Annotated in this window: 15 protein-coding genes and 1 pseudogene; 12 read left to right on the forward strand and 4 right to left on the reverse strand. The window is 63.4% G+C overall.

Annotated elements, in window-relative coordinates:
• Positions 1–47: 47 nt before the first annotated feature.
• Complete coding sequence (locus tag GE027_RS00150; protein ID WP_153555141.1) at positions 48–2,750, reverse strand: bifunctional acetate--CoA ligase family protein/GNAT family N-acetyltransferase; 2,703 nt, start codon at positions 2,748–2,750, stop codon at positions 48–50.
• 10 nt (positions 2,751–2,760) lie between these two features.
• Entirely contained in the window at positions 2,761–3,705 is a 945-nt protein-coding gene (locus tag GE027_RS00155; RefSeq protein WP_153555142.1) for an L-lactate dehydrogenase, read from the reverse strand.
• 517 nt (positions 3,706–4,222) lie between these two features.
• Between GE027_RS00155 and GE027_RS00160 the strand changes: the two are divergent.
• Positions 4,223–7,039, forward strand: a pseudogene (locus GE027_RS00160) (sulfatase-like hydrolase/transferase); the annotation flags it as partial.
• A gap of 795 nt (positions 7,040–7,834) precedes the next feature.
• On the opposite strand, the gene GE027_RS00165 reads toward GE027_RS00160, so the two are convergent.
• Positions 7,835–8,467: a TetR/AcrR family transcriptional regulator gene (locus GE027_RS00165; protein ID WP_153555144.1), complete on the reverse strand. Its 633-nt coding sequence runs from the start codon at positions 8,465–8,467 to the stop codon at positions 7,835–7,837.
• A gap of 412 nt (positions 8,468–8,879) precedes the next feature.
• Here GE027_RS00165 and GE027_RS00170 point away from each other — a divergent pair, with 412 nt between their 5' ends.
• The 7 genes from GE027_RS00170 (at position 8,880) to GE027_RS00200 (ending at position 18,827) form a co-directional block, all read left to right on the forward strand.
• Positions 8,880–10,721, forward strand: coding sequence for an efflux RND transporter periplasmic adaptor subunit (locus GE027_RS00170; protein WP_153555145.1), 1,842 nt, complete (start codon positions 8,880–8,882; stop codon positions 10,719–10,721).
• Entirely contained in the window at positions 10,718–14,125 is a 3,408-nt protein-coding gene (locus GE027_RS00175; RefSeq protein WP_153555146.1) for an efflux RND transporter permease subunit, read from the forward strand. The genes GE027_RS00170 and GE027_RS00175 overlap by 4 nt, the downstream gene beginning before the upstream one ends.
• A gap of 234 nt (positions 14,126–14,359) precedes the next feature.
• On the forward strand, positions 14,360–15,049 hold the full coding sequence (locus GE027_RS00180; protein WP_153555147.1) for a hypothetical protein: 690 nt from the start codon (positions 14,360–14,362) through the stop codon (positions 15,047–15,049).
• A gap of 353 nt (positions 15,050–15,402) precedes the next feature.
• Positions 15,403–16,539: an acetate/propionate family kinase gene (locus GE027_RS00185; protein WP_153555148.1), complete on the forward strand. Its 1,137-nt coding sequence runs from the start codon at positions 15,403–15,405 to the stop codon at positions 16,537–16,539.
• A gap of 129 nt (positions 16,540–16,668) precedes the next feature.
• Positions 16,669–16,923, forward strand: a complete 255-nt coding sequence (locus tag GE027_RS00190) for a DUF7218 family protein (protein ID WP_153555149.1) — start codon at positions 16,669–16,671, stop codon at positions 16,921–16,923.
• Between the two features lie 263 nt (positions 16,924–17,186).
• Positions 17,187–18,242 carry a DUF1559 domain-containing protein gene (locus GE027_RS00195; protein ID WP_153555412.1) on the forward strand — a complete coding sequence of 352 codons (1,056 nt, stop codon included), beginning with the start codon at positions 17,187–17,189 and terminating at the stop codon, positions 18,240–18,242.
• Positions 18,243–18,332: 90 nt separating this feature from the next.
• Positions 18,333–18,827 carry a carboxypeptidase-like regulatory domain-containing protein gene (locus tag GE027_RS00200; protein WP_153555150.1) on the forward strand — a complete coding sequence of 165 codons (495 nt, stop codon included), beginning with the start codon at positions 18,333–18,335 and terminating at the stop codon, positions 18,825–18,827.
• A 129-nt stretch (positions 18,828–18,956) separates the two neighbouring features.
• Here the strand turns inward: GE027_RS00200 and GE027_RS23245 are convergent, their stop codons facing one another.
• The gene (locus GE027_RS23245; RefSeq protein ID WP_237607129.1) at positions 18,957–19,304 is read right to left on the reverse strand and encodes a hypothetical protein; all 348 of its coding nucleotides are present in this window, start codon (positions 19,302–19,304) and stop codon (positions 18,957–18,959) included.
• Between GE027_RS23245 and GE027_RS00205 the strand changes: the two genes are divergently transcribed.
• The 4 genes from GE027_RS00205 (at position 19,297) to GE027_RS00220 (ending at position 25,711) form a co-directional block, all read left to right on the forward strand.
• A complete protein-coding gene (locus GE027_RS00205; protein ID WP_237607131.1) occupies positions 19,297–20,460 on the forward strand; it encodes a tetratricopeptide repeat protein in 1,164 nt (387 codons plus the stop codon). The two genes, GE027_RS23245 and GE027_RS00205, sit on opposite strands and share 8 nt — an antisense overlap.
• Positions 20,461–20,485: 25 nt before the next feature.
• A complete protein-coding gene (locus tag GE027_RS00210; RefSeq protein ID WP_153555152.1) occupies positions 20,486–22,426 on the forward strand; it encodes a CRTAC1 family protein in 1,941 nt (646 codons plus the stop codon).
• Positions 22,427–22,431: 5 nt separating this feature from the next.
• On the forward strand, positions 22,432–23,862 hold the full coding sequence (locus tag GE027_RS00215) for a tetratricopeptide repeat protein (protein ID WP_153555153.1): 1,431 nt from the start codon (positions 22,432–22,434) through the stop codon (positions 23,860–23,862).
• Between the two features lie 154 nt (positions 23,863–24,016).
• Positions 24,017–25,711, forward strand: a complete 1,695-nt coding sequence (locus GE027_RS00220) for a CRTAC1 family protein (RefSeq protein WP_162006507.1) — start codon at positions 24,017–24,019, stop codon at positions 25,709–25,711.
• Positions 25,712–25,771 lie beyond the last annotated feature (60 nt).

Below are 25,771 nucleotides of genomic sequence, written 5' to 3' on the forward strand. Positions count from 1 at the left end.
AAAACCGGGACGCGTCACCGCAAAACCGGGGCTATCGCCCAAACGGCTCAGGTGGAAGGCTTCTCCGCAAGTGACTTGCGGGCAATCACCACGTCCCGCGCATGACGTCGATCGATTGCGAAGTCGAGGCGTTTGAAGATACGAATCATGCGAGTATTCTCCGGCGCGATTTCGGCGATCACGCTCCGGACGCCCCACTGCTGGGCAATCTCCAGGCAGTGTTCGGTCAGGAGCGATCCCAGACCGCCGCCCTGCCAGGGATCGCCGACGAGGATCGCGTACTCGGCTTCATGGTGATCCACATCGGCGATCAAACGGCCGATGCCGATGATCTTCCGTTCGCTGCCCAGTCCGATTTCGGCGACGATGGCGATTTCGCGGTCATAGTCGACGAAACAGAAACGGGTGGCCATCTCGTGCGACACCGACTTGAACATGTAACGAAATCGCAGATGCAGCGACTCCAGCGAACAACTGGCGATCAGACCATGCCACATGGGCTCGTCCTCGGGCTTGATCGGTCGCAGGCGAACCGAGGTGCCGTCCTTCAGTTCGCTGTGTCGGGAAAGCTCGTCGGGATAGGGACGAATGGCCAGATGCGAGTAGGGGCGAACCAGCGGCGTGACGGTTTCCGGTTCGAGAACGATTCGGGCGTCGAGTGCGATCGCGGTTTCGGGCGTCGCCAGCAGAGGGTTGACGTCCAGTTCGACAATCTCAGGAAAATCCGCAACCAGATAGGACAATCGCATCAAGGCTTCGATCAAGCGGTCCAGGTTGACGCCCGGGCGTCCGCGGTAGCCTTGCAGCAGCGGCCAGGCCCGGAGCGATTCGAGCATCCGCCGCGCCAATCGCTCGGTCAGCGGGGGCAGCTCCAAAGCCCGATCCCGCAGTAGTTCGGCATTGGTGCCTCCGGCGCCCACCAACAAGACGGTGCCGAAGACAGGATCGCGTTTGGCACCGATGATCAGCTCGTGTCCGGTGGGCGCGACCAACATCCGCTGGACGGTGACGCCTTCGCGCCGCGCGTCGGGACGCTTCTGTTTCGCCCGCTGCAGGATCCGCTGGTACGCTTGGGTCGCTTCCGCGGCGCTCGTCAGGTTCAGCTCCACGCCGCCGACGTCCGTTTTGTGCGTGATATCAGGAGAGATAATCTTCAGCACCACGGGGTAGCCGACGCGATCGGCACACTCGAGCACTTCTTCGGCGGAGCGGGCGACGAGGGTTTGGGTAACCGGAATCTCGTACGCTTCGAGCAGAGCCTTGGAGGTCGTCTCGTTCAGGGTGCCCTGGCCTTCGCGCAGCAACGTGCCGAACTCATCGCGCAGCCGCTGGCGGTCCAGGGGGAATTCCAGCGGAACCTCGCGCGGCGTTTCATACAGGGTCTCGCGGTTGCGCGCGTAGGCCACCAGATGCATGAAGGCGCGAACCGCCTTCTCGGGCGAGGAGTACGTGGCGATGCCGGCGTTGTTCAACGTTTCGATTCCCTCGCGCACCTTCCCGCCGCCCATCCAGGCGGCCAAAACCGGTTTTGGAGAGCGACGTTCCACTTCGACAATGGCCTTGGCCACGCCGGTCGGATTCGTCATGGCTTGGGGCGATAACACGACCAGCACGGCGTCGACGCCGGGGTCTGTCAGCGCAACCCGGGCGGCCACGGCGAATCGATCGGGCGAGGCGTCTCCCAGCACGTCGACCGGATTGCCCCGCGACCAGGCCGCCGGCAATTCCCGGTTCAGTTTCTGGAGCGTCAAACCGGACAGCTCCGCCAGGACGCCCTGCCGTTCCAGCAAAGCGTCGGCCGCCATGACCCCTGGGCCCCCCGCGTTGGTGACAATCGCCAAACGTGGGCCGGAGGGCATCTTCTGGCGAGCCAACAGTTCAGCGCAATCGAACAGGTCGTCGATTTCAAACACCCGCACGATTCCCGCTCGGGCCATCGCCGCTTCGTAAACCGCATCCACGCCGGCCATCGCTCCGGTGTGCGAAGCCGCCGCTTTGGCCGACTCGGCAAACCGACCGGCTTTGTAAGCGATGATCGGCTTGGTTCGTGTGAAGGATCGAGCGGCCGACATGAAGTGTCGAGCTTCGTCGATCGATTCGACATACAAAATGATCGATTCCGTTCGGTTATCGCCGGCGAAATAATCGATCAGATCGGCGATTCCCACGTCGACCATGTTCCCCACGGAAACGAAGTGGGAAAAGCCGACGTTCTCTTGGAGGGCCCAATCGAGGATGGCGGTACAAAGGGCGCCGGATTGCGAAATAAACGCCACGTTGCCTTTGAGTGGCGGGTCGCTGGCGAAGCTGGCGTTGAGGGCAAGATGAGGGGCCATGATGCCCAGACTGTTGGGCCCCACGACCCGCATCCCTTCGAACGGCTTCATCGCCGCCCGCACCTCCGCTTCCAGCTCTTTCCCTTCTTCGGAGACCTCTCGAAAGCCGGCCGACAAAATCACCAAGCCGCGTATGCCAACCCGGCCGCATTGACGAACGATCTCCGGAACCGTCTCGGCGGGCGTACAAACGATGGCCAAGTCGACCGGCTCGGACAGCTCGTCAACGCACCGGTAACACGGCTCGCCATCGAGCTCGGTGTATTTCGGGTTCACCCGATACACCGCTCCGGCAAACCCGCCGCCGATCAGATTCTCGAGAACCGTGCTGCCCACACTTCCGTCGCGTCGGCTGGCGCCGATCACCGCGACCGATCGGGGTGCGAAGATCTTGTTCAGGTTTCGAATCGGCATAGCGACCGCCTCAGCCCAGCTCGATCGAGTCGATCGCACTGCGAATGATTTTCGCACTTTCCTGAAGGGCGGCAAATTCGTCCGCCGCCAGATCCAGTGGCACCGGCGCGACCACACCGTCGCCGCTGATCAAATGCGGCATCGAGATCGTGACATCGGGCAAACCGTCCAGGCCCTCGATCCGCGAACAGATCGTCAGCACCGAACGCTGGTCGTGCAGCACGCTGTCGACGATCCGCGCCAGCGCGCTGCCGATGCCGTAGTAGGTCGCACCCTTGCCTTCGATGATCCGGTACGCCGCCCGCCGCACGCGTTCGTCGATCCTTTCGCGCGTGGCATCACTCAGCTCGATCCCCCGCTGCTCGCCGAACTCCTCGAGCGCGGACCCGGCGATCGTCGCCAGCGACCACGAAAGCACTTCACTATCACCATGTTCGCCCACCACGTAGGCGTGCACGTGCCGCGCGTCGACGCCGAAGTGCTGCCCCAGCAGGGTGCGAAAACGAGCCGTATCCAGCATCGTTCCCGATCCCAACACTCGCTGCAAAGGAACCCCGCAGCGCTGCGCGAACTCGCCCGCCAGATGCGTCATGATGTCCACGGGGTTGGTCGCAATTAGAATTACCGCATCCGGCGCGTGCTCGACGACCTGCGGGATCACCTTGCCGAACACCTCGGCGTTTCGCTGCAGCAGTTCGCGCCGCGATTCGCCGGGACGCTGGTTCGCCCCGGCCGCGACGATAACGACGCGGCTGCCCGACAAGTCGCTGTAGCCGCCCGAGCGAATCGTCAACGGATGGGCAAAGGGCACCGCGTGAAAGATGTCGTCCGCTTCGGCCGCCGCCCGAGCTTCGTTCAGGTCCACCATCACGATCTCGCGACCAATTCCCTGCATCACCAGAGCATAAGCCGCCGTCGAACCCACAAACCCGCTGCCAACGATGCCGACTTTCATTTGGTTCAATCCTTGTCTGGTCCCGCGCATTAACGAACTGTTTGTATCCGCTCGAGCGGCGTCTGCCAACGTCTCGCGAGGGCATACGGTCCAGGAGCGTGCGGTGGCAACGCGACAAACCGGCCGCATACGTCAGAGTTCCCGCACCCAGCTAAGCACGTCGCAACATTTACTTCGGCATTACTCTCCCTCTGGGAGAGCCCGACCCTCCCGCTGCGCGGGAGGGTGTTGTCGCGAGGTTTCACCGAAAGATTCATGCCGCCGTACTTGGGCAACACCTGGGCCAGGAATGAAGTAAAGTGAGGCAATCGATGGACAATGTTTTTCAAATGGCACCTCCACAACACCCAGGTTTTCAACCGTGGAAAAACGAGCACCCGCTGGCTCGCGCTCACGTCTTCAGACTTTGCTTTTTAAACGTCTTTTGGGCGTCATACTCATTGCAGGCTTCGTGCCCCAGCCGTCCCCTGTCGCGGGGTTGGAACCGCCAACAAACACCGACGGCACCACGAACGAAGCTGATGGACAGGTGGCGCAAGCGCGAACCGACGTTTTTATCAGTGGCGTTTACCCGCATCTGACCACGTACGGCGTTTACAGTCAGAACGGGGCGCACCACAAAGCGGGACACAACGAGTGCGGGATCGGGGCGGTCGTTCCCTGGGCCGGCAAGCTGTGGATGGTGAACTACGCCCCGCACCGCCCCCGCGGCAGCGAGCACAAACTGTACAGCGTCGACGCGGACCTCACTCAGCCGTTGACCATCCATCCGGAAAGCGTCGGGGGGACGCCGGCCGGACGGATGATTCACGAAGAATCCAACCAGCTGTTGATCGGTCATCACTTGATCGATGCCTCTGGCAAAGTCCGCACCATCCAGCCTGCCGACATGCCGATTCGCGTCACCGCCATCGCGAGGCATCTGACCGATCCCGAGAACCTGGTCTACTACATCGATATGGAAGGGTCGATCTGGGAAGCCAACGTGCATACCTTGGCGACGAAGCGACTGTTCAAGAAGCCGGTTCCCGGTTGGCACGGCAAGGGCGGCTACACCTCGCAGGGTCGATTGGTCATTTCCAATAATGGCGAACACCCCGCCGGCGACTACGACGACCTGCTGGTCGGCGGCGAAGCGAAAACACCGGAAGAACGCGGGGTGCTGGCCGAGTTCGACGGCGAAAACTGGCGAATCATCGAACGACGCCAGTTCACCGAAGTGACCGGCCCCCAAGGGATCGCCGGAGGCAGCGACGGCGACGATCCGATCTGGACCATCGGCTGGGACCGCCGCAGCCTGCGTCTAAAAGTTTTGGACCAAGGTCGGTGGCACACCTATCTGTTGCCCAAAGCCGCGTACTGCAACGATGCCGAACACGGCTGGTACACGGAATGGCCACGCATTCGCGAAATTACCGGCGGCCGGTGGATGATGGACATGCACGGCATGTTCTTCGACTTTCCGCCCACCTTCAGCCGCACCCAGTCGGCCGGCATCCGGCCGATTGGCAGCCACCTGCGATACGTTCCCGACTTCTGTGACTTTGGTGGCCAACTGGTACTGGCCACCGACGAAACCAGCATTCAGGGCAACCCTTTGGCCGGCCAGCCGCAAAGCAACCTCTGGTTCGGCAGCTACGACGACCTCAAGTCCTGGGGTCCGGCCAGCGGATACGGAGGACCCTGGATCGACGACCGCGTCTCGGCCAACACGCCCTCGGATCCCTTCCTGATCGCGGGCTTTGATCATCGCCTGTTGCATCTTGCCATCGGACGCCTCAAGCCGGAGGCCGAACAAACGCTGCGGACCAGCGACCAACTGCCGATCACCGAACTGCCCGAAGCGCTGGCGTCCCTTCCCCGAGTCTCGATCCCCCGTGGCAACTGGCGTAAGCCGGCATCCGGATTTGAATTCGAAATCAGCCATCCGGCGCGGGTCTATGTGGCGGTCGACGGGCGCGGTGATTCGCCGCTTCCGCCCGCCTGGAAACGGACCGATCAGTCCCTGATCTGGGGCAAGCGAGTTCGGGATGCGATCTACGTTCGCGAGTTTCCCGCCGCAGTGGTCTCCATTCCGGGCAATGCTGTCGAGCATACCGAGGGCGCCTTCGGCACACCGCATCTGGCTCTGGTCGAAATGACATCCGGCCAGCACGGTTCGATCACGCCGCGCGGCGAGGCTTCGCTGTCGCTGCCAACCGCTGCAGAAACGCCGGACGCAAGCTCCGCAGCCCCCGTGTCCGTGACGCTGCAGGTCGACCGGCAGGGCGATGGCCGATGGACGGATCTGGATACGCTCACATTGAAGCCGGGAGAAGCGATCGCCAAACGCCTTCCCGAGTCGCTGCAAGCCGAATGGCTGCGACTGGTGACCAATCGCGACTGCGTGGCCACGGCGATCCTGCATCAAACCACCAGCCGATTTGTCGATGGCGATTCCGCAGAGAACCGGGCCTTGTTCGCGGGGCTGGCCGAAGTCGGCGAACCGTCACGCAACAGCTTGGTCTACGCGGCCAAGCGGAATCGCAACCTCCGCGTGATCACCGCCGACGGCCGGCACTTCGACTTCACCAAAGCCGGCTTCGTCTTTGAACCCCAGGCCGACGATCCGCAGCTGGAGCGGTTGCTGCACGTCGAACCCGAGTTTTCCGTCGATGCGGCATCGGTCATTGTTGATCATCAGGGAAAGCGGCTGCGGTTACCAAAAGGCCATCCCGCCTTCGACGAACCACTGGCCTCCGGATGGCCGCGCGCGTCGCGGGAAGTCGAGTCGGAACGGCACTTGGCGAACATCCACGGCACGTTCTATGAAGTGCCCCTGATTACCAACGGTGCCCCGCCCGCTTGGAACCTGCTGCGGCCGGTGTCCAGCCACACCAAACAGATCTCCGACTTCTGCTCGTGGAACGGCTTGCTCGTTCTGGCGGGCGTGCGTCCCGATGCGGCCGACGACGGTCATGTGTTCCGCAACGACCAATACGATACCGCTCTCTGGTTCGGCGGCATCGACGACCTGTGGAAGCTGGGCAAACCCGTGGGTCAGGGAGGTCCCTGGCTGGAGACGGAAACCATCGCCGGCGAACCGTCCGATCCGTACTTGATGAAGGGTTACGATTCCAAAACCGTCACCATGTCTCACCGTTCCGCACGCCCGATCCGAATCACTCTGCAGATCGATCTCGATGGCACGGGCCTGTGGGTGGACTACAAGACCTTCGCGGTCTCGCCGGGCTCGCCCCTGCGGTATGCCTTCCCCGAAGGCTTTTCTGCCAGCTGGATACGCGCCGTAACCGACACCGACACCCAAGCGACGGTGCAATTCGATTACCGGTAGCTCGCACCTCGGATCGACATCCGAGGCTATCGACTGCCATCGCGTCGCGATTCAGCGCAGCAAGGCATCGGCCTCCGCGCGAACTTGATTGACACGCTCGCTCCTGGCCTCAGCTCGCACTCGTCGCGGCTGAGGGCTGCCGAGCTACTGCTGGACGATCGCAGAGGATCGCCAGTTGCGAAGCAACGACCGTCGATAGCCTGGGATGCCAATCCCAGGTCGCGGGCACCCTACCCCATTGATAGTCGCGAAGCGACGACCTTTGGCTTGCGCAACGCAAATCCTCGGCTGTTGCTGTAAGGAACCATTCGGAAACAACTCCGGCATTTCCCATCGGTTGCCGGAGCATGGTAGGCCCGATGCAATTGCGGCGTGGCAGCCACGCCAGTGGCGACATGTGGTAGCCCTGGGTGCCAACCCAGGGAACAGCGCCACCGCGCGGGATCCCGGAGGGACGACATGAACTGTTGTAGCCACCCGCGCATGTTGACATAGTCTCATGTCGCCCTTCCAGGGCTTTTCGGATGGTTTGTTGGCGTTCCCCCGGGCTCGCGCCCGGGGCTACCACATGCCATCGCTCTGCGATTCCGACCGAGATCGTCTCCGCACAGGAAACCCGTCCGGGACACAGCTCGCACCTCGGATTGACATCCGAGGCTATCGACTGCCATCGCGTCGCGATTCAGCGCAGCAAGGCATCGGCCTCCGCGCGAACTTGATTGACACGCTCGCTCCCGGCCTCAGCTCGCGTTTGTCGCGTTTGGGGACAGCCGAGTTCTCTCCCGGGGAGGCGGATCAGTCTCCTCGGTCATCGCTGGCCGCCACGGGCTCCGACGCTTGGTACCCCTTCAAAAACATTGCGACGGTTTGCTGGATGAAGTCGGTTTGGCTGATCGAGTACGATATCTTCTCGATCCCAAACAACTGGGGCCAGAAGCCGTAGGCCATCAGCATTCCCAGGAATTGATCGGCCGCGAGATCCGCGTTGGGTACCCGCAACCGGCCATCCTGATCCGCAGCCGCCAGCCACTGAGCGATCACGGTGTTGATGCGATTCCGGTGCGACGCGATCATCTGGCCGTACTCCGGAGCCACCATCAACCGCGATACCACGACGCGGGCCAAGTCCAGGTAGCCCTCGTCCCGCAGGACGCCCATGACGCTGTTGGCGATCTCGGTGCACTGCTCCACCAACGAACGCTCGGCGTCGTAGTCGAGCGTGACGATGACGTTCGTGCGGTCCAGCATCTCGTGGACGATGGCTTCGAACATCTGCTCCTTGCTGCCGAAGTGGTTGTAGACCGTCCGCTTGGACGCCCCGGCGGCCTCGGCGATCTGGTCCATGCTGGTGTTGTCATAGCCCGAAGCACGGAAGCGGCGGACGGCCGCCGCCAGGATATCAGCACGCTTTCGATCGGTATGTTTCATTGATCAATGAGATAAAAGGTACGCTCTGCACACCTTCCTGACCCCAACGGAATCTTCCTGACTCCAACGGAATCGACGCCTGGTGTGCGAAGCTCGCTCGCAGCAGCCACGCCGGTGGCGACCTATGGTAGCCCCGGGCGTGAGCTCGGGGTACCAGCGCCCCCACACCACGCGACAGCCTCAACGGGACGAAACAAACTACGGTGCCACCTTTCCCGGTGCCCCCCCGGTCGCCGCGTGCATCCTACCGCCGCCGCGTCCATCCTCCCGCCGCCGCGTCCATCCTACCGCAAAATTACACTTGCGGGTTTACTTTCGCACGCGCAAAAAGTAAACTACTCCGTGTAGTTCAATCACCGGCGGCGGCGGTTGCTGTGGTTTTCGATTCGACATCTCGGCCAAGAGCAAGGGAATGATCTGGAAGAATGTGTCCGGCCGGCGTGGGGATCCATCGCGCCGGCTTGTAGCGACCGGCCCCGTTTGGCTGGCTCTGGCGACGGTTTCCGTGTTGGCTTCCAGCTCGGGCTGCTCGAAACCGCCCCTGGAATACCCCGCCAAGGCGCCGCGGGCGGTGACGACGCTGGTCCTCCGCCAATTCACCCCCGACAGCGGGCTGACCATTTCGGGTTCGGTCTCCTCGTGGAAGACCGAGTCGATCGGCTTTGAGGTGCCCGGGCGTGTCCAGTGGGTGTTGGAACCGGGCAAGAACGTGCTGGGCCGGGTCGTGGATGCCGACGGCACGGTGCTGCAGGAAGGGACTCGCCTGGCCGCGATCGATCCCTCGCAGTACGAAGCGGCCGTGGATGCCGCGGCGGCTTCCCTGGAAGCGGCCCAGCTGGACGCCGAGATCATCGCCAAGCGGATCAGCGACTCGATCCCCGCGGACATCCGTTCGGCCGAGGCGGACCTGAACCTGGCCCAAACCCAGCTCGATCGCGTGCAGCGTTTGCGGCAATCCAACGCGGCTTCCCGGTCCGAGTACGACGACGCTCAGAACCGATTGATGACCCAGCGGGCGCGGCTGGACAATCTGCGAGCGGTGCTGAGCCAAACCGAAGTGGAGTTGAAAGCGGCTCAGGCTCGCATCAAAGCCGCCGAAGAAGAACTGCACAGTGCTCATCGCGACCTGGACCACACGGTCCTGCACGCCGCGTATCCCGGCCAGGTCTCCGACGTTCAAGTCGTCCCCGGCAGCGTCGTCTCGGCGGGCTCGCCCGTCCTGACCCTGCAGATGACCACTCCGATCAAAGTGTCGATCGAGGTTTCGGCCGAGCAATCGCGCGAGCTGGAACGGCGTCGCCAGTTGCCTGTGACCTTCACCCAGCCCGATGGCACTCCAGCCGAGCGAAACGCGATGGTTTACAGCGTGGCCCCCAGCGCCGACCCGACCACGCGCACGTTCTCGGTGACCTTGTTGATCATGAACGAACAGTATCGCGGGCCGCTTCCGGACGTCCCGGGCGGCCAGCGGTTTGCTCGGACGCAGGACGTCTGGCCGTTGCAGCTGAACCACGTGATCGGCTTGCCCGACGACATATTGGTGGTCGAAACGGGATCGATCCATCACGACGATCAAGGCGCGTACGTGTACGTGTTGGACAACGCCCGGTTTGGTCAGCGGTTGCCGGACGTGCTGGAGGTTCGCAAACAACGCATCGAAGCGTTTGAGGCCCAGGTGCCCTTTCTGGGCAATTGGGAGTTTCAACCGGTGCGTTTTCTGGATCAGCAAGGCCGCGTCGTGACGGACGTCGATCGCCAGGCGTTGATCGCCAGCACACTGGAGTACCCAGAGGGGGACCGGCGGAACTGGGACGGTCGCTCGGTGGTCATCGACGCCGGGCCGCAGTGGATGCTGCGCCCCGGGGACCTGGTGCGAGCCTCGCTGACCAGTCTCAAGCCCGTCCGCGGTTACTTTGTGCCGCTGGAAGCGATCTACGAGCAGGCCGAACGCACGTTTGTCTTCTTTGTCGAGAACGGCGTGGCGAGCCAGCGGGAAGTGATCGCCGAGATGCCCGAAGAATTGAAAGCCGGTGCCCTGGTGCGCATCCTGCCGACGTCCGAGGGCGAATTTCCGGAGGGCAGCGAAATTGTCGTCCGGGGCGTTCACTACCTGATGGACGGCGAAGCGGTCCGCATCGTCGACCGACAGGTACCTCCTGCCGAGGACGTCACCGCGGTCGCGGCGGCCTCGCGGCTCGGTGCTGACGCTCCGCGAACAGCCTCCAATCGCGACGCCGCGGAGGCCCAGCAATGAACCTTCCCGCCCTAGCCGTCAAATACCGTCCGATCGCCCTCTCGGCCATCGCCCTTTCGATGGCCTGGGGAGCGCTCACCTACGTGACGATTCCCCGCCGCGAAGACCCCGAGTTCACGATCCGCGTCTGTGTGGTATCCACCGAGTGGCCCGGGGCGCCGGCCGAAAAGGTCGAAGAGCTGGTCACCGACAAGATCGAACAGCAACTGGTCAGCATCGCCGAGGTGGACCACCTTCGTTCGACAACCGTGACCGGCCGCTCGACGGTGTTTGTGGAAGTGAACGATCGCGTACCGCCGGACAAGATCCAGCAGGTTTGGGACAAGGTGCGGTCGCGGGTGGAAGCCGCGGCGATGCCCGAACCGTCGATCAAACCGGTCGTCAACGACGAGTTCGGCGACACCGCGGTCCTGGTGTTGGCCGTCCATCAAGTGCCGGTCGGGGACGAAACTGAGATCCGCCCCCAAGACCGCTACACCCCGCGTCAACTGGAACAGTTCGGCGAAACGCTGCAGGAGGAACTGCGGCTGGTCCCCGGCGTGGCCAAGGTCGACATGTTCGGCGTCCACAGCGAAGCCATCTACATCGAAACCGACTTGGCCAACTGGTCCCAGCTGGACCTCTCGGTCGCGCGTCTGGAACAGTTGACCAGCGAGCGAAACATCATTCTGCCGGGCGGCCAACTGGACACACCGGCCGGCCATTTTTCAGTCAAACCGGCCGGAGAGTTCAACGCGGTCGACGAGATCAAACAGATCGCCAGCGTCGTGCAGACCGCCCAGGGCGGCAGCAACGTGTACTTGTCGGACTTGGGACTGGAGGTCCGCCGCGGATTCGAGGATCCGGCGCAGTACCTGTGCCGTTACGGCGACGCCGATGAAAGCAGCCCGGCCGTGACGCTGGGCATCACCATGCAATCGGGTTCGAACATCATCGACCTGTGCGATGCGGTCAAGCTCCGCGTACGGGAGTTGACCGAGATCGAACAGCGGCTGCCGCCGGACGTGGCGGTCACGGCCGTCAGCGATCAATCGGAGAACGTCGCGGCCAAGATCGGCGAAGTCGTCTTGAACGTGGTCGAAGCGGTCCTCATCGTCGTGGTCGTCGTCTACCTGGTGGTCGGCTTTCGAACCTCGTTCGTGATGGCGGCCAATATCCCGATTGTGGTCCTGATGTCGATCGGCCTGATCGCCCTGTTCGGTGTCCAGCTGGAACAGATCTCGCTGGCGGCACTGATCATTTCGCTGGGTCTACTGGTCGACAACGCCGTGCAGGTCTGCGACCAGGCGCGCACCAATCAGATCGCTGGGATGGCTCCGTTTCCCGCCGCGATCGCCGGCGCCAACACGCTGGCCATCCCGATGCTGGTCGGTACGCTGACGACGATGGCCGCCTTCGTGCCGATGCTTGTCGCCCTGGAAGGCGGCGGCAAGGAGTACGTGTACAGCCTGCCCGTGACCGTATCGACAACGCTGGCACTCAGCTGGATCCTGGCGATGACGTTGTGCGTGATCCTGGCCGGAGCCTTCATTCGCGCACCCCAATCGGATCGTCCGGCCTCGCCGGTGGTGCGTTGGGCGGGACGGCTGAACGCCCTGCTGCGGCGGCCTTTCAATCGCCGCTCGCGGGTCGCCCCCCCTCCTGCCCGGCCAGCCGAACCGCTGTGCTTCCGCCTGTACGAAGCCGTCGGCGGCTTGGCCCTGCGGCACAAGTGGCTGACTCTGCTGGCGACCGTTGCACTGTTCGTTGGCATCCTCTCCCTGCCGGTCAGTTCGGAGTTTTTCCCAGACGCCAACCGTGACCAGTTTGCCGTCAAGATTCACCTGCCCGAATCGGCGACGATCGAACACACCGACCGGGTTGCTCGGCAGGTCGAACAGATCCTCCGCCGGCTCAGCCCCCTACCCGAGGGCGTGGTACCCGAGGGCGTTGTACCCGAGGACGTCGAGGCCCTGGCTGGCAAACCGCAGCGGCTCCGCGCGATGCGGACGCTGGTCGGCGGCGGCGGCTCGCGTTGGCACCTGGGTTGGTCGCCCGAGCCGCCGTCGCGCAATTACGCCGAAATCCTTGTTCGCACCACCGATGGCCGCTACACCGCCGATTTCGCGCACCAACTGCGCACCGTTTGCGAACAGGGTGACGAGCGGTTGGGAATCGAACCGGTGGTCGGCGCCCGGATCGTACCGGTCAAACTGGCTCTGGGTCCGCCGGCCGACCCGCTGGTGTTCCGCGTCATCGGCAGCGGATTCGCCGACCCGGCGGTGCTGCGCCGCACGGCCGATTCCCTGAAACGGATCGTCAACGACCAACCCGAAACCTGGAACGTACACGACAGCTGGGGCACCGACGGGTATCAGGTACGCGTCGACATCGACAAGGATCGCGCGACCTTGGCCGGAGTGACCAATGCCCAGGTCGCCAAGACGCTGAACGCCTACTACTCCGGACATCGGCTGACCACTTTCCGCGAGGGCGATCACCAGGTGCCGATCTATTTTCGACTCCGTCCCCGCGAGCAACGGTCGATCCGCGAATTGCATGAATCCTACGTCGAAGGCGACCACGGCAAAGTTCCCTTGGCATCGGTTGCGGGTTTGGCGTTCTCCTGGGAACCGGCTCGGATCGAGCGACGCGACATGAACCGCATGATCAAGGTCGCAGCCCGGATGCAGCCCGGCGTGACCGGCAACGATGTCGTCCAGCGCGTGATGAACTCCGACGACTTCCAGCAGCTGCAGGCGTCCCTGCCGGCCAGCTACCGCATCGAAGCCGGCGGCGCGTTCGAAGAGAGCCAGGAGGCGGGCGGACAGATGATGACCTCGTTTGCAATCAGCTTCGTCCTGATCGTGGCCTGCTTGATCGCGCAGTACAACGGCTGGGCAAAACCCCTGCTGGTCCTGTCGACCCTGCCGATGGCCGCGGCCGGAGCGTGGCTGGGGCTGTACCTTTCGGACAACTCACTGGGCTTCATGCCCCAGTTGGGCATCCTGGCCCTGTTTGGAATCGTGCTCAATACGGCGATCATCTTTATCGAGTTCGCGGATCTATTGATCGCCGAACAGCTCGAGCGAAGCGCAGCCGAGCCGGACAGCGAAACGGTCGAGGCGACCACCGTGGATCGGCTTGCCGGCGGCCTGGACCGAGCGACGTTTCGGCGCTGTCTGTTGGAAGCCGGCAAGCAGCGGATGCTGCCGATCTTTCTCACCACCGCAACCACCGTCGGCGGGCTGATCCCGCTGGCGCTCAGCGGCGGGCCGCTGTGGGCGGGTCTGGCTTGGTGTATGATCGCTGGTCTGTTGTTGACGACGGTGATCACCCTGCTGATGATCCCCGCCCTCTACGCCGTGCTGGTCGAAACCTTCGGCGTGCGGCCGATCAAGCAGCACGCATTCGCTGGAGTCTAGGCTTTAGCCGACCGTTGCGCTGCTCTTAATCGGCTAAAGCCTAGACTCCAGCGCTGCTCTCAATCGGCTAAAGCCTAGACTCCAGCGCTGCCGTAGCTGAACGCCTCGTAGCTGAACTCGCCAGAGTTTGGATTAAGGCCGCGGCGGCTAGCCCCGCGTTTTCGGCGTGACAGTTGCAGCGATTAGCGGCTCCGTACAGGTTCCCCTTACGCAAACCTCGCAGGAGCAGCCTCCATGTCCAAGCCCTTGCTATGCAACGTTTTGCTTTGCCTTCCCTTTGTATTGCTCGGCGCCGTTCCGGTGAGTGCCCAGCCACCGCAAACCCGCCCCGATGCCGGACAGCGGCCCGGCGAGGAGAATCCGCGAGACAGCCAAATCCAGCAAGATGATCGCGATCGACCGGGCGACGGCGAACGTCGTGGTCGCGGCGATCGTCCGGCAGCCGCGGACGCTCGCGTGGCTCCGGATCAATCAGACTGGCCGCAATTGCGGCAGCCCGGCCGGCGGCCTCCCGAAGGCCAGGGTGCCGACATCCAAGGCGCCGATGGGCCGAGGGCGCAAGGCCGAAGCGCCGATGCGCTGCGTGAGGAGTACCGAGAGCCACGCGCAGAGATCCGGATCGCTCCGGGTGTCGCTCCGCCCAGCCGCGACTGGTACCTGGGGATCTATCCCGAGCGTGCCCCGAAGGGCGTTCGCGTTGCTCGGGTCGTTCCCGGCACGCCTGCGCAGCGATTCGGTCTGGAACGCGATGACTACATTCTGGACGTCGGCGGCTATGTCGTCGGCGAGTACCAAGGGCGGTACTACCCGCTGTCGATGGCCATGGACTACGGCGTCGGCCCCGACGGCTGGGCCGAACTGTTGGTCTGGAACCACCGCAACTACCAAGAACAATTGCTGTGGGTGCGATTGCGACGGCGGTAAGCGTCTCCGTGAGCCGTTTGGGCGATAGCCCCGGTTCAACCCGTAGCTGAAGAGCGCCAGAATTTGGACGGGGTGGCCTGAACGACGACGGTGCCCTGGCTCTAACGGAATCGATGTACGAAAGCGGAATTGATGTACGAAAGCGGAATTGATGTACGAAAGAAAAATATTTTACTCCCCTCTCCCCCGAAGCCTGGCGAGCCTAAGCGAGTCAGGCTTCGGGGGAGAGGGGAGTAAATGTCAGGATAAATAGATTCCGTTCGAGCCAGTCACTTCCCAAAGTCTGGCGACTTCAGCTGCCTTTCTTTTCCAAAGTCAGGGCGACTTCGGCTACGGGTTTTCTTTGACGACTTATGAACATCCTTTGCTTCAATCCCGGCAGCGGTTCGGTGCGTCTCCAGCGCGTCGCGGTCACCGCGGACGACTCGGGAACGACCTCGGTCACCAGCGATGGTCCGGCCGAGATGATCGATCACGTCAAAGGCACCGACCAAATCGTCTCGGCCGTCCAGGAGCGGCTCGAGCAGGTCGACCCCGACGACGTCGACGCGGTCGCGGTGCGCTTCGTGCACGGCGGAGCGGATTCGCATCTGCCGGCGCGCCGCTTGGACGACGAAGTCCTGGAGGGATACCGCCAGATCACCGACATCGCTCCTTTGCATCTGGAGGCCGACATCGCGGTTGCCGAAGCCGCACTGGGCCGGTTGGACAAACCGGTGTACGCCGTCTTCGACACCACCTTCCACCGCACCCTGCCCGAGACCGCGTGGCGCTACCCGCTGCCCTACGACCTCGGCACGCGCTACCGCCGCTACGGTTTTCACGGGCTGGCCCACGAGTCGGTCGCGGTCGCTTATCGCAACCGGGTCGGCAAGGCGCACAGTCGGCGGTTACTGTCGCTGCACTTCGGCGGCGGCGCCAGCGCCTGCAGCATCGTCGAAGGGCAGAGCATCGCCACGACGATGGGCTACACGCCGCTGGACGGATTGATGATGAGCACCCGCACGGGCAGCATCGACCCGGCGATCGTCCTGGCGTTGCTGCGCGGCGGCCGCAGCGTCGACCAGGTCGATCACCTCTTGAACCACGAAAGCGGGCTGTTGGGCGTCTCGGAGATCAGCGAGGACACGCGGGACCTGCAGCCGGCCGCCGCCGAGGGACATCGCAAAGCGGAATTGGCGATGGAGCTGTATGCCGAGCGAGTTCACGCAACCGTGGGCGCCCAGTACGTTCGCATGGGTGGCTGCGATGCGGTGCTGCTGTCCGGCAATCTGGTCAAAGAATCGCCCTCGTTCCGCCGCCGCTTGCTGGGCGGTTTGGAGGTGCTGGGCATGCAGCTGTCGGAGCAGCGAAACGCCGTGGAGGGCGAGCTGCAACAGATCACACGGCTATCGAGCGACGCGTCGCAGGTCGCCCTGGCCTACGCGCCGGCCGAAGAAGAGTTGCAGATGGCGAGGATGGTCGCTACGGCCCGCAGTCACCCCGGCTAAACGCAATCCGGCATACAAGATGCACATCTTCTTGCCATAGTAGCTCGGCTGTCCCCAGCCGAGGATTGCATGCGTCACGGCTGGGACAGCCGTGCTACTATCCATTCGCTTTCCCCTTTAGGTGCTCCGATGACCAAAGACCACGGCCCCAGTATCAAAGACGACCAGCAGTATGAAGCCCTTCGCGAGGACGGGATGAGCAAAGAGAAAGCCGCGAGGATTGCCAACACCGATCGCAGCGAGGCGGGCAAGCGGGGCGGCAAGGCGGCCAAGTACGAAGACCAGACCAAGGACGAACTGTACCAACGGGCCAAAGAGATCGGCATCGAAGGCCGCTCCGAGATGAGCAAGGAGGAGCTGATCGAAGCGCTGCGAAATCACTGAGGCGAGGGCTCTCTCCCAGCGAGGCAGCCGAGCTACCTTGGCCGGATTGCGGCAGACCAACACCACACACCCCCTCGGCCGGGCGGGGAACCGCTACGCAGCGACGGCCCAAAGGTTTCGCTTTTCTGAAAAAAATTTTAGGCGTTCCCGTTTTATTCGATTGATTGCGCACGACGAACACGCTACGGTCAACCTTAGGGGCGTTTTAGCGGGGTTTCAGACACCGCTCTTTTTCTCATTTCTCTTTTTTGGGCGTTCTGACAATGAACAGACACACGCGGAAGGCCGGTTTCACGCTGGTCGAGTTATTGGTGGTGATCGCCATCATCGGAGTCTTGGTGGGGTTGTTATTACCCGCCGTACAAGCGGCTCGCGAAGCCGCGCGTCGCATGAGCTGCAGCAACAACCTCAAGCAATTGGGGTTGGCGATGCACAACTACGAATCGACGCACAAGAAACTGCCGGCCCTGGGCGTGCGTGGGATGGGTGGCAACACGGGCGTTTGGTACGCATGGACGATCGCGACACTGCCGTTTATCGAGCAGGACCCGATGTATCAGGCCATCAAGCAGGAGGCTCGGCCTCATGGCCCTGGGTTGCCGACGCCGTGGAGTACGGCCAACTCGACGTTCCACAATACGGCTTGGAAGGTCGACATCCCGTCCTTCATGTGTCCGTCGGACTCCGAGCCGTCCAACCGTGGCGAGAGTCCCAGCATCTTGAACTACAAAGTCAGTGTGGGCGACGACTACCATCAGAACCACTTTATCCCCTCGCAGAACCGCGACAACCGCGGGATTTTCCAGATGGACCGTTGGCGAGCGTTTGCGGACATCACCGACGGCTTGTCCAATACGGTGATGATCGGTGAAGCCGTCGGTAGCGGTGGCAGCAGAGATCTTCTCGGTGGAGTGGCCTTGAACATGCGGGCTTGGAACCCGGCGGCCTGCGAAGCTCGCGTCGATCCCGCGACGCGGAAACTGACCGGCGACGTCCGGGCCTCGTTCCGTCCGCATACCGGCCGGGCCTGGGACGGACGCCCCTACTTTGTAGGCTTCGCCACCATGGTCGCTCCCAACGGCCCGACCTGTCACTGGGGCGGTGTCGATGGCAACGAGCATATGGGCACGCTGACCTCGCGTCACCCGGGCGGTGCCCAGGTGGTTAACGCCGACGGTTCGGTAGAATTCATTACGGAAACCATTGATGCCGGCGACCAAGCGGTCGACGACGTCGCGGATCCCGCAGGACGGCCCTCGCCATGGGGCCTGTGGGGAGCTCGTGGCTCGCGCAATGCCGGTGAAGTCACGCAGCGCTAACCGTTGACGAAGGCTTTATTTTTCCAACTTTCGCCTCGCTCGCGCTGTAGTGGGCGAGGCGTTTTTTCTACACCGAAGGGAAATTTCGAAATGACCGTTACTCTTGCATCTCGACTCACTGGCCTGTTGTCCGTCGCCCTGCTCGTCCTTGCCGGCTGTGGCGACAGCTTGAATACCGGCGAAGTCACCGGCACCGTAACCTTGGACGGCGAACCGCTGGACAACGCGATCGTGACCTTCTCGCCCGAAGCCGGCGGCCCCTCGGCCATCGGACGTACCGATGCCCAAGGCAATTACGAACTGTACCGCCGCGGCGATCCCGGCGCGATGGTCGGAACCCACAAGGTGCGGGTGACCTCGGTCCAGGAAGCCGATGCTGAGGAAGTGCCCGAAGTCCCCGAAGAGGCCGAAGCCTCCAGCGACAGCGACGCCTACATGCAACAAGCCATGGGAACCCGGCCCTCGGCCTATAACATGGCGGCTTCGCAAGAAAAGATTCCGGCCAAGTACAACCAGGATACCACTTTGGTCGAAACGGTCGAATCGGGCGACAACGTGATCAATTTCGATTTGACCAGCGACTGATCGCGCGGCCGAATTCCTCAGCCTTTGCACGGGGCGGGTGGGTGGTCCAAACTCTGGCACGTTCAGCGACGGCCAGAAGCGGCTACCGCGAGCCTTCGTCCTAGGCTGCCTACCACCGATCCGGTAACCCTAGAGAGCCTTCTCGATGACATCGTCGCCGGCCCCCTCCTCCTCAGCCCCCGCCCGGCGGCGACCGCGATGGCTCGTCCTGTTGGCGTTCGCAGCGGTCGCCCTGTTCCTCGTCGCTCGCTGGACGACGCCGACCGGGCCGCCATCGGCTCCGGCCCCGGTGGCTTCTTCGACCCCGGTGGCTTCTTCGGCTCCGGTGGCTTCTCCAGCTCCGGTGGCTTCTTCGGTCCCGGTGGCTTCCGAGACGGCCGCCTCCTCCGCTCCGGCCGGTTCCACCACCACTTCTTCTGCAGCGACATCCCCCGCAACCGCACAGCAGGCCGCGGCATCGACCGTGCGGATGCCCACGGTTGCCGTGCCGGCCAGCGTCGAGGCGCTCGAATCCGAAACCCGCCGCGTCGGCGAGTTCCTGCAGGAAAAGTATCCGGACTTGCCTGCCGCGCTGCACGTGGCCGCCGTGATGCACGCCCAGCTGCGCGAGACGGCCAAGGCCAAACAGCTCTGGCAGCGATGTGTCGAGCTGGCGCCGGACGACGAGCGGTTTCGCGTTAACCTCGCCTCGGTCGCCATGGGCCAAGGCGATTCCCAGGCCGCCATCGATGCCCTCGAGCCGCTGGTGCAAGACGGCCAACAATCCGCCGACGTCTTGCTGCACTACGGCATGGCCCTCAACAACCTGGGCCGCAGCGAGGAAGCGGTCGAGATCATGTCGCAGGCGGTCGAGCGGTATCCCAACAGCGGCGCCCACCACAGCGTGCTGGGCCAGAGCCAATTGAAACAGGGCGACCTAGAGGCCGGCATCGCTTCGCTGGAGAAAGCGTTGGAACTGGGCGATCAACCGCCCGACACGTACTTCCAATTGGCCGGCGCCTACCGCCGCAGCGGCGACCAGGAAAAAGCTCAGCAGTACAACGAACAATTCCAGCAGCTGAAGGCCGAAGCCCCGATCGATGCGCAGCAGCGTTTTCAGAAACTTTCCACCGCCGAAGCTCGGGCGACCGCGATCACGATCCTGCTCGAAGCCGCTACGGTCCACGCCACACAGGGCGATCACCGGCGCGCCGAGCTGTACCTGCTGCGGTTGCTCTCGCTGGACCCGGCGCACCGCATCGCCTGTCGCGCGCTGGCCGACCACTATCAAGACCGCGGGATGCTGCGGGAAGAGCAGACGGTTCGCGAACACCTGGTACGCATCGAACCGTTTCGTTTCGAAAACCTCCTGCAGCTCGCCCAGGTCAGCGCCGAACTGCAACAGGTCGATCGTGCCGAAGCGTACCTCAAGCAAGCCGTCGCCCAGCACCCCACCTCGGCCACGCCCTACGCCGCCCTGGCCGAATTCTATTTGCAGATCGAACGAACGGCCGACGCTCGGTGGTATGCTGAAGAAGCCGTTCGGCGTGCTCCCTCGGCCGAAGGCTATCGGTTCCTGGCTGGTACGTACCGCTTGTTGGGCGACCGAGCCGGCGAACAGCGGGCGTTGGACGCCGCCGAATCTTTGAAATAACTGCCTTCGAGCCTCCCCGGCGCTGATGACCACGATTTTGCTGCGTAACAAGTTCGACCGCGTGACTCTCGCCGGCGCCGTGCTGGCCGGCGTCCTCCTGGGCGGTTGCTCGGAATCCCAACCCACCAGCCCGGATCCTTCGCCGGGGATCACGCCTTCCCCGGGGATCACGCCTTCGCCCGCTCCGGTCACTTCCACCGCTCCGGCCGCTTCCACCGCTCCGGCCGCACCAGCCCTGGCGGGGAAAACCGCTTCGGTCGCGGCCTCTTCCTCCAACGTTCCCCCGGTGGCTGCGTCTCCGGACCAAACCGCGGACCTGCCCGAGACCGCGATTCGGCTGACCGACGTCACGGCCGAGAGCGGAATCGATTTCGTGCACACCGAAGGCGCCGGCGGCGAAGCCTACATCGTCGAAGGCATGGCCAGTGGGATCGTGACGTTCGACTACGACCAGGATGGCTTGATCGACATCTATTTCTTGAACGGTGCTCCGCTGGGTCCGGACGCGAAGCCCGCGGACAACCCGCCGACCAATCGCCTGTATCGAAACCTGGGAAACTGGAAATTCGAGGATGTGACCGAACAGGCCGGCGTCGGCCACACGGGGTTCGCCCTGGGCGCTTCGGTTGCCGACTACGACGGGGACGGCGACCTGGATCTGTACGTCAGCAACTTCGGCCCCAACGTCCTGTACCGCAACGACGGCAACGGCCGCTTTACCGATGTCACCGACGCGGCGGGCGTCGCCGGCATCCCCCTGGGCGAAGAACAGTCCGCCCATGGACGGGTCGGTGCCGGCGTCAGCTTCTTCGACAAGGACAACGATGGCGACCTGGACATGTACGTCGCCAAGTACGTGGATTTCACCTATGAGAATTTTGTCCCTGTCGAGATCCGCGGACATCGTTTTCAAGCCGGGCCACAGTACTACGACGCCATTCCCGACATTCTTTATCAAAACGAAGGCGACGGCACGTTCACCGACGTGACGGCGTCATCGGGGATCGGGCAAGTCTCGGGCCCCGGCATGGCCACACTGGCTTGGGACTTCGACGGCGACGGCGATCAAGACATCTTTGTCTGCAACGACGGCGAGCCGAATTATTTGTTCGTCAACGACGGGACGGGAACGTTTACCGAACAAGCCGTGCTGGCCGGACTGGCCTATGACTTCAACGGCAAGGCCAACGCCAGCATGGGCGTGGATCTGGCCGATTACGACGGCGACGGCCTGCTGGACCTGTTCGTCACCGATTACCAGGCGGAACTGCCGGTGCTGTATCGCAACCTGGGTGACGGACTGTATGAAGACCGAACCACGTCCGCTCGCATCGACAATGCGCTCTTCGCCCATGTGCACTGGGGTACCGCCTTTGTCGACTTCGACAACGACGCCGATCAGGACATCTTCATCGCCTGCGGACATTTTGATCCCATCGAATTGATCGATGACCGCACGGCCAAGAAAGTTCGCAACTACGTGCTCGAGAACCAGGGTGGTGGCCGCTTTCTCGACGTGGCGCTGGCCGCCTTTACCCGGCCGCCGGTCGTGGCCAGCAGTCGCGGTGCGGCGCTGGATGATTTGGACAACGACGGCGACGTCGACGTGGTGGTTTTGAATTCGGCGGACGTCCCGACCCTGCTGCGCAACGACTCCGACACCGACCATCACTGGCTGCAGATCCGCCTCGAGACCGACGGACCGAACCGGTTTGCGGTGGGTGCACGCGTATCGCTGCACAGCCCGGCCGGCACCCAAACGGCCGTGGTGCTCAGCGGACGTGGCTACCAGAGTTATTTTGGCTCGCGGTTGTACTTTGGACTCGGCCCCCACTCGGACCCGCCTTCGGTAACGGTTCATTGGCCGGACGGAACGAAGGAGGATTTTCAGATCGATCAGGTCGATCGCTTGGTGGTCCTCAAGCAAGGAAACACGCGTAACGTCCCAACGGCTCATAGGGATTGATCACGTTGCCAGCTCGAAAACCCACCCCCTCTTCCTCGCACAGCGACCAGCGACGCGGACGACGACCGCGCGGGGCGGCCCACCGCGCGGATGTCCCGGTCGCCACCGCCCCTTCGATCCGCTGGCGGCCCGTTGCCGCATTGGTCGCCGCCGTGATGGGCGGCCTGTTGGTGTTGGTCTATGTCGCCGGTTGGTGGCCACCACCGGAGGAATCGATCCGGCCGGTCCCCCCCGGTCCCGCGGAGGCGGCGATCCAACCGCCACGCCTAGCGGAGCTGCCGCTAGAGGCCGAGTACCCGGATGTGGAAACGCTGCAGGCGGAAATCGAACAGATCAGCCAGGACCTGCGAACGCGGTTTCCCGATTCGGGCAACGCCTACCACATCGCCGCCAGTCAGGCGACCCAGCGTCGGCAATTCGACGACGCCGCTCGCTGGTGGGCTCGTGCCATCGAGCTGGCGCCCCAGTTTGTTGTCCCGCGGACGGGCTTTGCGAGTGTCCAGATCGAACAGGGCAATGCTCGGGCCGCAATCACGACGTTGCAGCAAGCCCTCGACGACGACCTGCACACCGCGATGGTGTATGTCCTGCTGGCATCGGCCTACCAAGAAACCGGCGATCTGGAGCGGGCGTTGGAAGTCGCGAACCAAGGGCTGAGCCGTTACCCGGAGGACGCCGAGATCTTGCACCAGCGTGGTCAGGTCTACCTGCAGTTGCATTCACTGGCCGAAGCCCGAGCGGACCTCGAGCAAGTCGTAGCAGATCGGCCCGAGGTCGCCGCCGTCCATTCCACCCTTGCGACCATCCTGGCCCGACTGGGCGAAGTGGAGCTGGCCGCCGAACACCGCGAGAAACAGGAAGCACTGAAGCAGTCGGATCCGCTGGCCGGGCACGAGTTCGACGAGATCTACCGAGCGGCCCTGCAGCGAATCGTCGTCAACACGTTGGTCGACGCGGCCGGCGAGTACCTCAGCCAGGGCGACGCCGCCGCGGCCGAACGATCGCTGCTGCGGGTTCTGGAGCTGCATCCACAAAATGCCGCCGCGTGCAAATTGCTGGTGACGATCTATCGTCAGCAACAACGCCCGCAGGACGCCTTTCTGGTCCAGCATCGCCTGGTCCAGATCGACCCCACGGCCAACCACTGGATTAACCTGGCTTCACTGGCGGTGCCTCTAGAGGCCTATCGCGAAGCCGAAGCGGCGCTCGAGCAAGCCCTGCAGCTGGACCCGCGGTCGGTGCTGGCCCACCGGGCGCTAGCGATGCTGGACGTGCAAACCGGGCGCTGGCAAGACGCACGCCGACATGCGGAGCTGGCCTGTGAATACGGCGACGCCGCACAGGACTATCAATTACTCGGACGGATTTGCCTGAGACTGAATGATGAAGCCGGATACCAACAGGCCCTCGAGCGAGCCGGCGCGGCGACCCGATAGGCTCCGCAGAGGCGCCCTGCACCTCATCCTCATCACCGGCTCGCTGGCCACCGGCCTGCTCGTGCCAGCCGGCTGCGACCGCAGTCCACCCGCGGTGCAGGTTGCGCCCGAGTCGGAGTCGAAGTCGAAGTCGGAGTCGGCGTCGGCGTCTTTGGTGGAAAACGCTCCTCCCACCCCGTCGCAGACGCCCGGTGATTCGGCGGCGGCCCGCGACTCGCTGCGCTCGCCGGTGCCTGCGCTGACCGATCCGAATCGAATTCGTTTTTCCGATGCGCTGCCCGGCAGCGGTATCGATTTTGTTCATACCGATGGGAACAGTCCGCGGCAGTACATCTTTCAAACCGTGGTCGCAGGGCTTGCGGTGTTCGATTACGACCAGGATGGCCTGCCCGACATCTACCTGCTCAACGGAGCCGCCGTGCCGGACAGCAACCTCACGACGACTCCGACCAACAGGCTGTACCGCAACCTGGGTGACTGGACGTTTCGCGACGTGACCGAAGCGGCCGGAGTCGGCGATACCGGTTACGGCCTGGGCGTCGCCGCGGCGGACTACGACAACGATGGTGACCAAGACCTGTATGTCAACAACTTTGGGCGCAACATCCTGTATCGCAACAACGGTGACGGCACCTTTACCGACGTGACGGAGCAAGCGGGAGTCGGCGGCGACGAGGTTGGTGCGGGCGTGGTCTGGGCCGACGTCGACGGCGATGGTGACGTCGATCTGTATGTCGGCAATTACGTCGATTTCTCCTACGATAATTACCGCAGCCGCAAGAGCGGCCAATACGAATACGCCGCCGCACCACAGGACTACGACGCCCTTTCCGATCGCCTGTATCGCAACGACGGCGACGGCCGTTTTACCGACATCAGCGTCGAGAGCGGCCTGAGCGAAATCGAGATGCCGTCGATGGGCGTGATCGCACTGGACTACGATCGGGACGGCGACGCCGACATCGCGGTGGCCTGCGACAACGCCCCGAACCGTCTGCTGCGAAACGACGGCAGTGGCCGCTTTGAAGACGTGGGCGTGCTGAGCGGTATCGCCCATGATTTGCGGGGCAACAACAACGGCAGTATGGGCATCGATGCCGGCGATTACGACAACGACGGCCGCTTGGACTTGTTTGTGACGAATTACCAGGGCGAGTTGTCGGTGCTGTACCGCAATGTGCCGGGCGGTTTCTTCAGCGACGTTTCGCGGTTTTCGCAAGCCGGCACGGCGTCGATGCCGCACGTCAAATGGGGCACCGGATTCGTCGACTTCGATTTGGACGGACACCGCGACCTGTTCATCGCCTGCGGGCATTTCATCGAACACATCCAGCATCTGGACGACCGCACCTCGGTACGTGTGCCCAACTTCGTCATGCAGAACATGGGCAACGGAAAGTTTCGCGATGTTTCGGCCGCCGCCGGCCCGCCGCTTGAGGAAGCTTTGTCGACCAAAGGAGCCGCCTTTGACGACCTGGACGGAGACGGCGACGTCGACGTCGTGCTGCTGAACGCCAACGCGGAAGCCTCGCTGCTACGAAACGATACGTCCAACGACAACAAATGGTTGCACCTGAGCTTGATAGGAAGGAACGTGAACCGCGACGGCTTGGGCGCCCGCGTCACGGTGTTCGGTGGAGGCAGCTCGCAGACGGCCGAGGTGCACGCCGGTCGCGGCTACCAATCGGACTTTGGCAGGACGCTGCATTTTGGATTGCCCGAGGGAGAATCGTTCGAGCGGATCGAAGTCCAGTGGCTCGGCGGGGAGCACAACGAGTATCCGCTTTCGGGCAACCACAACCGCTGGCGTCTGTACGAAGGCGGAAGCGCCGAGCCGGTTCGGCGCTAGCGGTGGTTACCGCCTCCCACCTCCCATCAGCCGTTTAGGCGCTAGCCTACGGTTCTCGCG

The organism is Roseimaritima sediminicola (assembly GCF_009618275.1).
Classification (GTDB): Bacteria; Planctomycetota; Planctomycetia; order Pirellulales; family Pirellulaceae; genus Roseimaritima; species Roseimaritima sediminicola.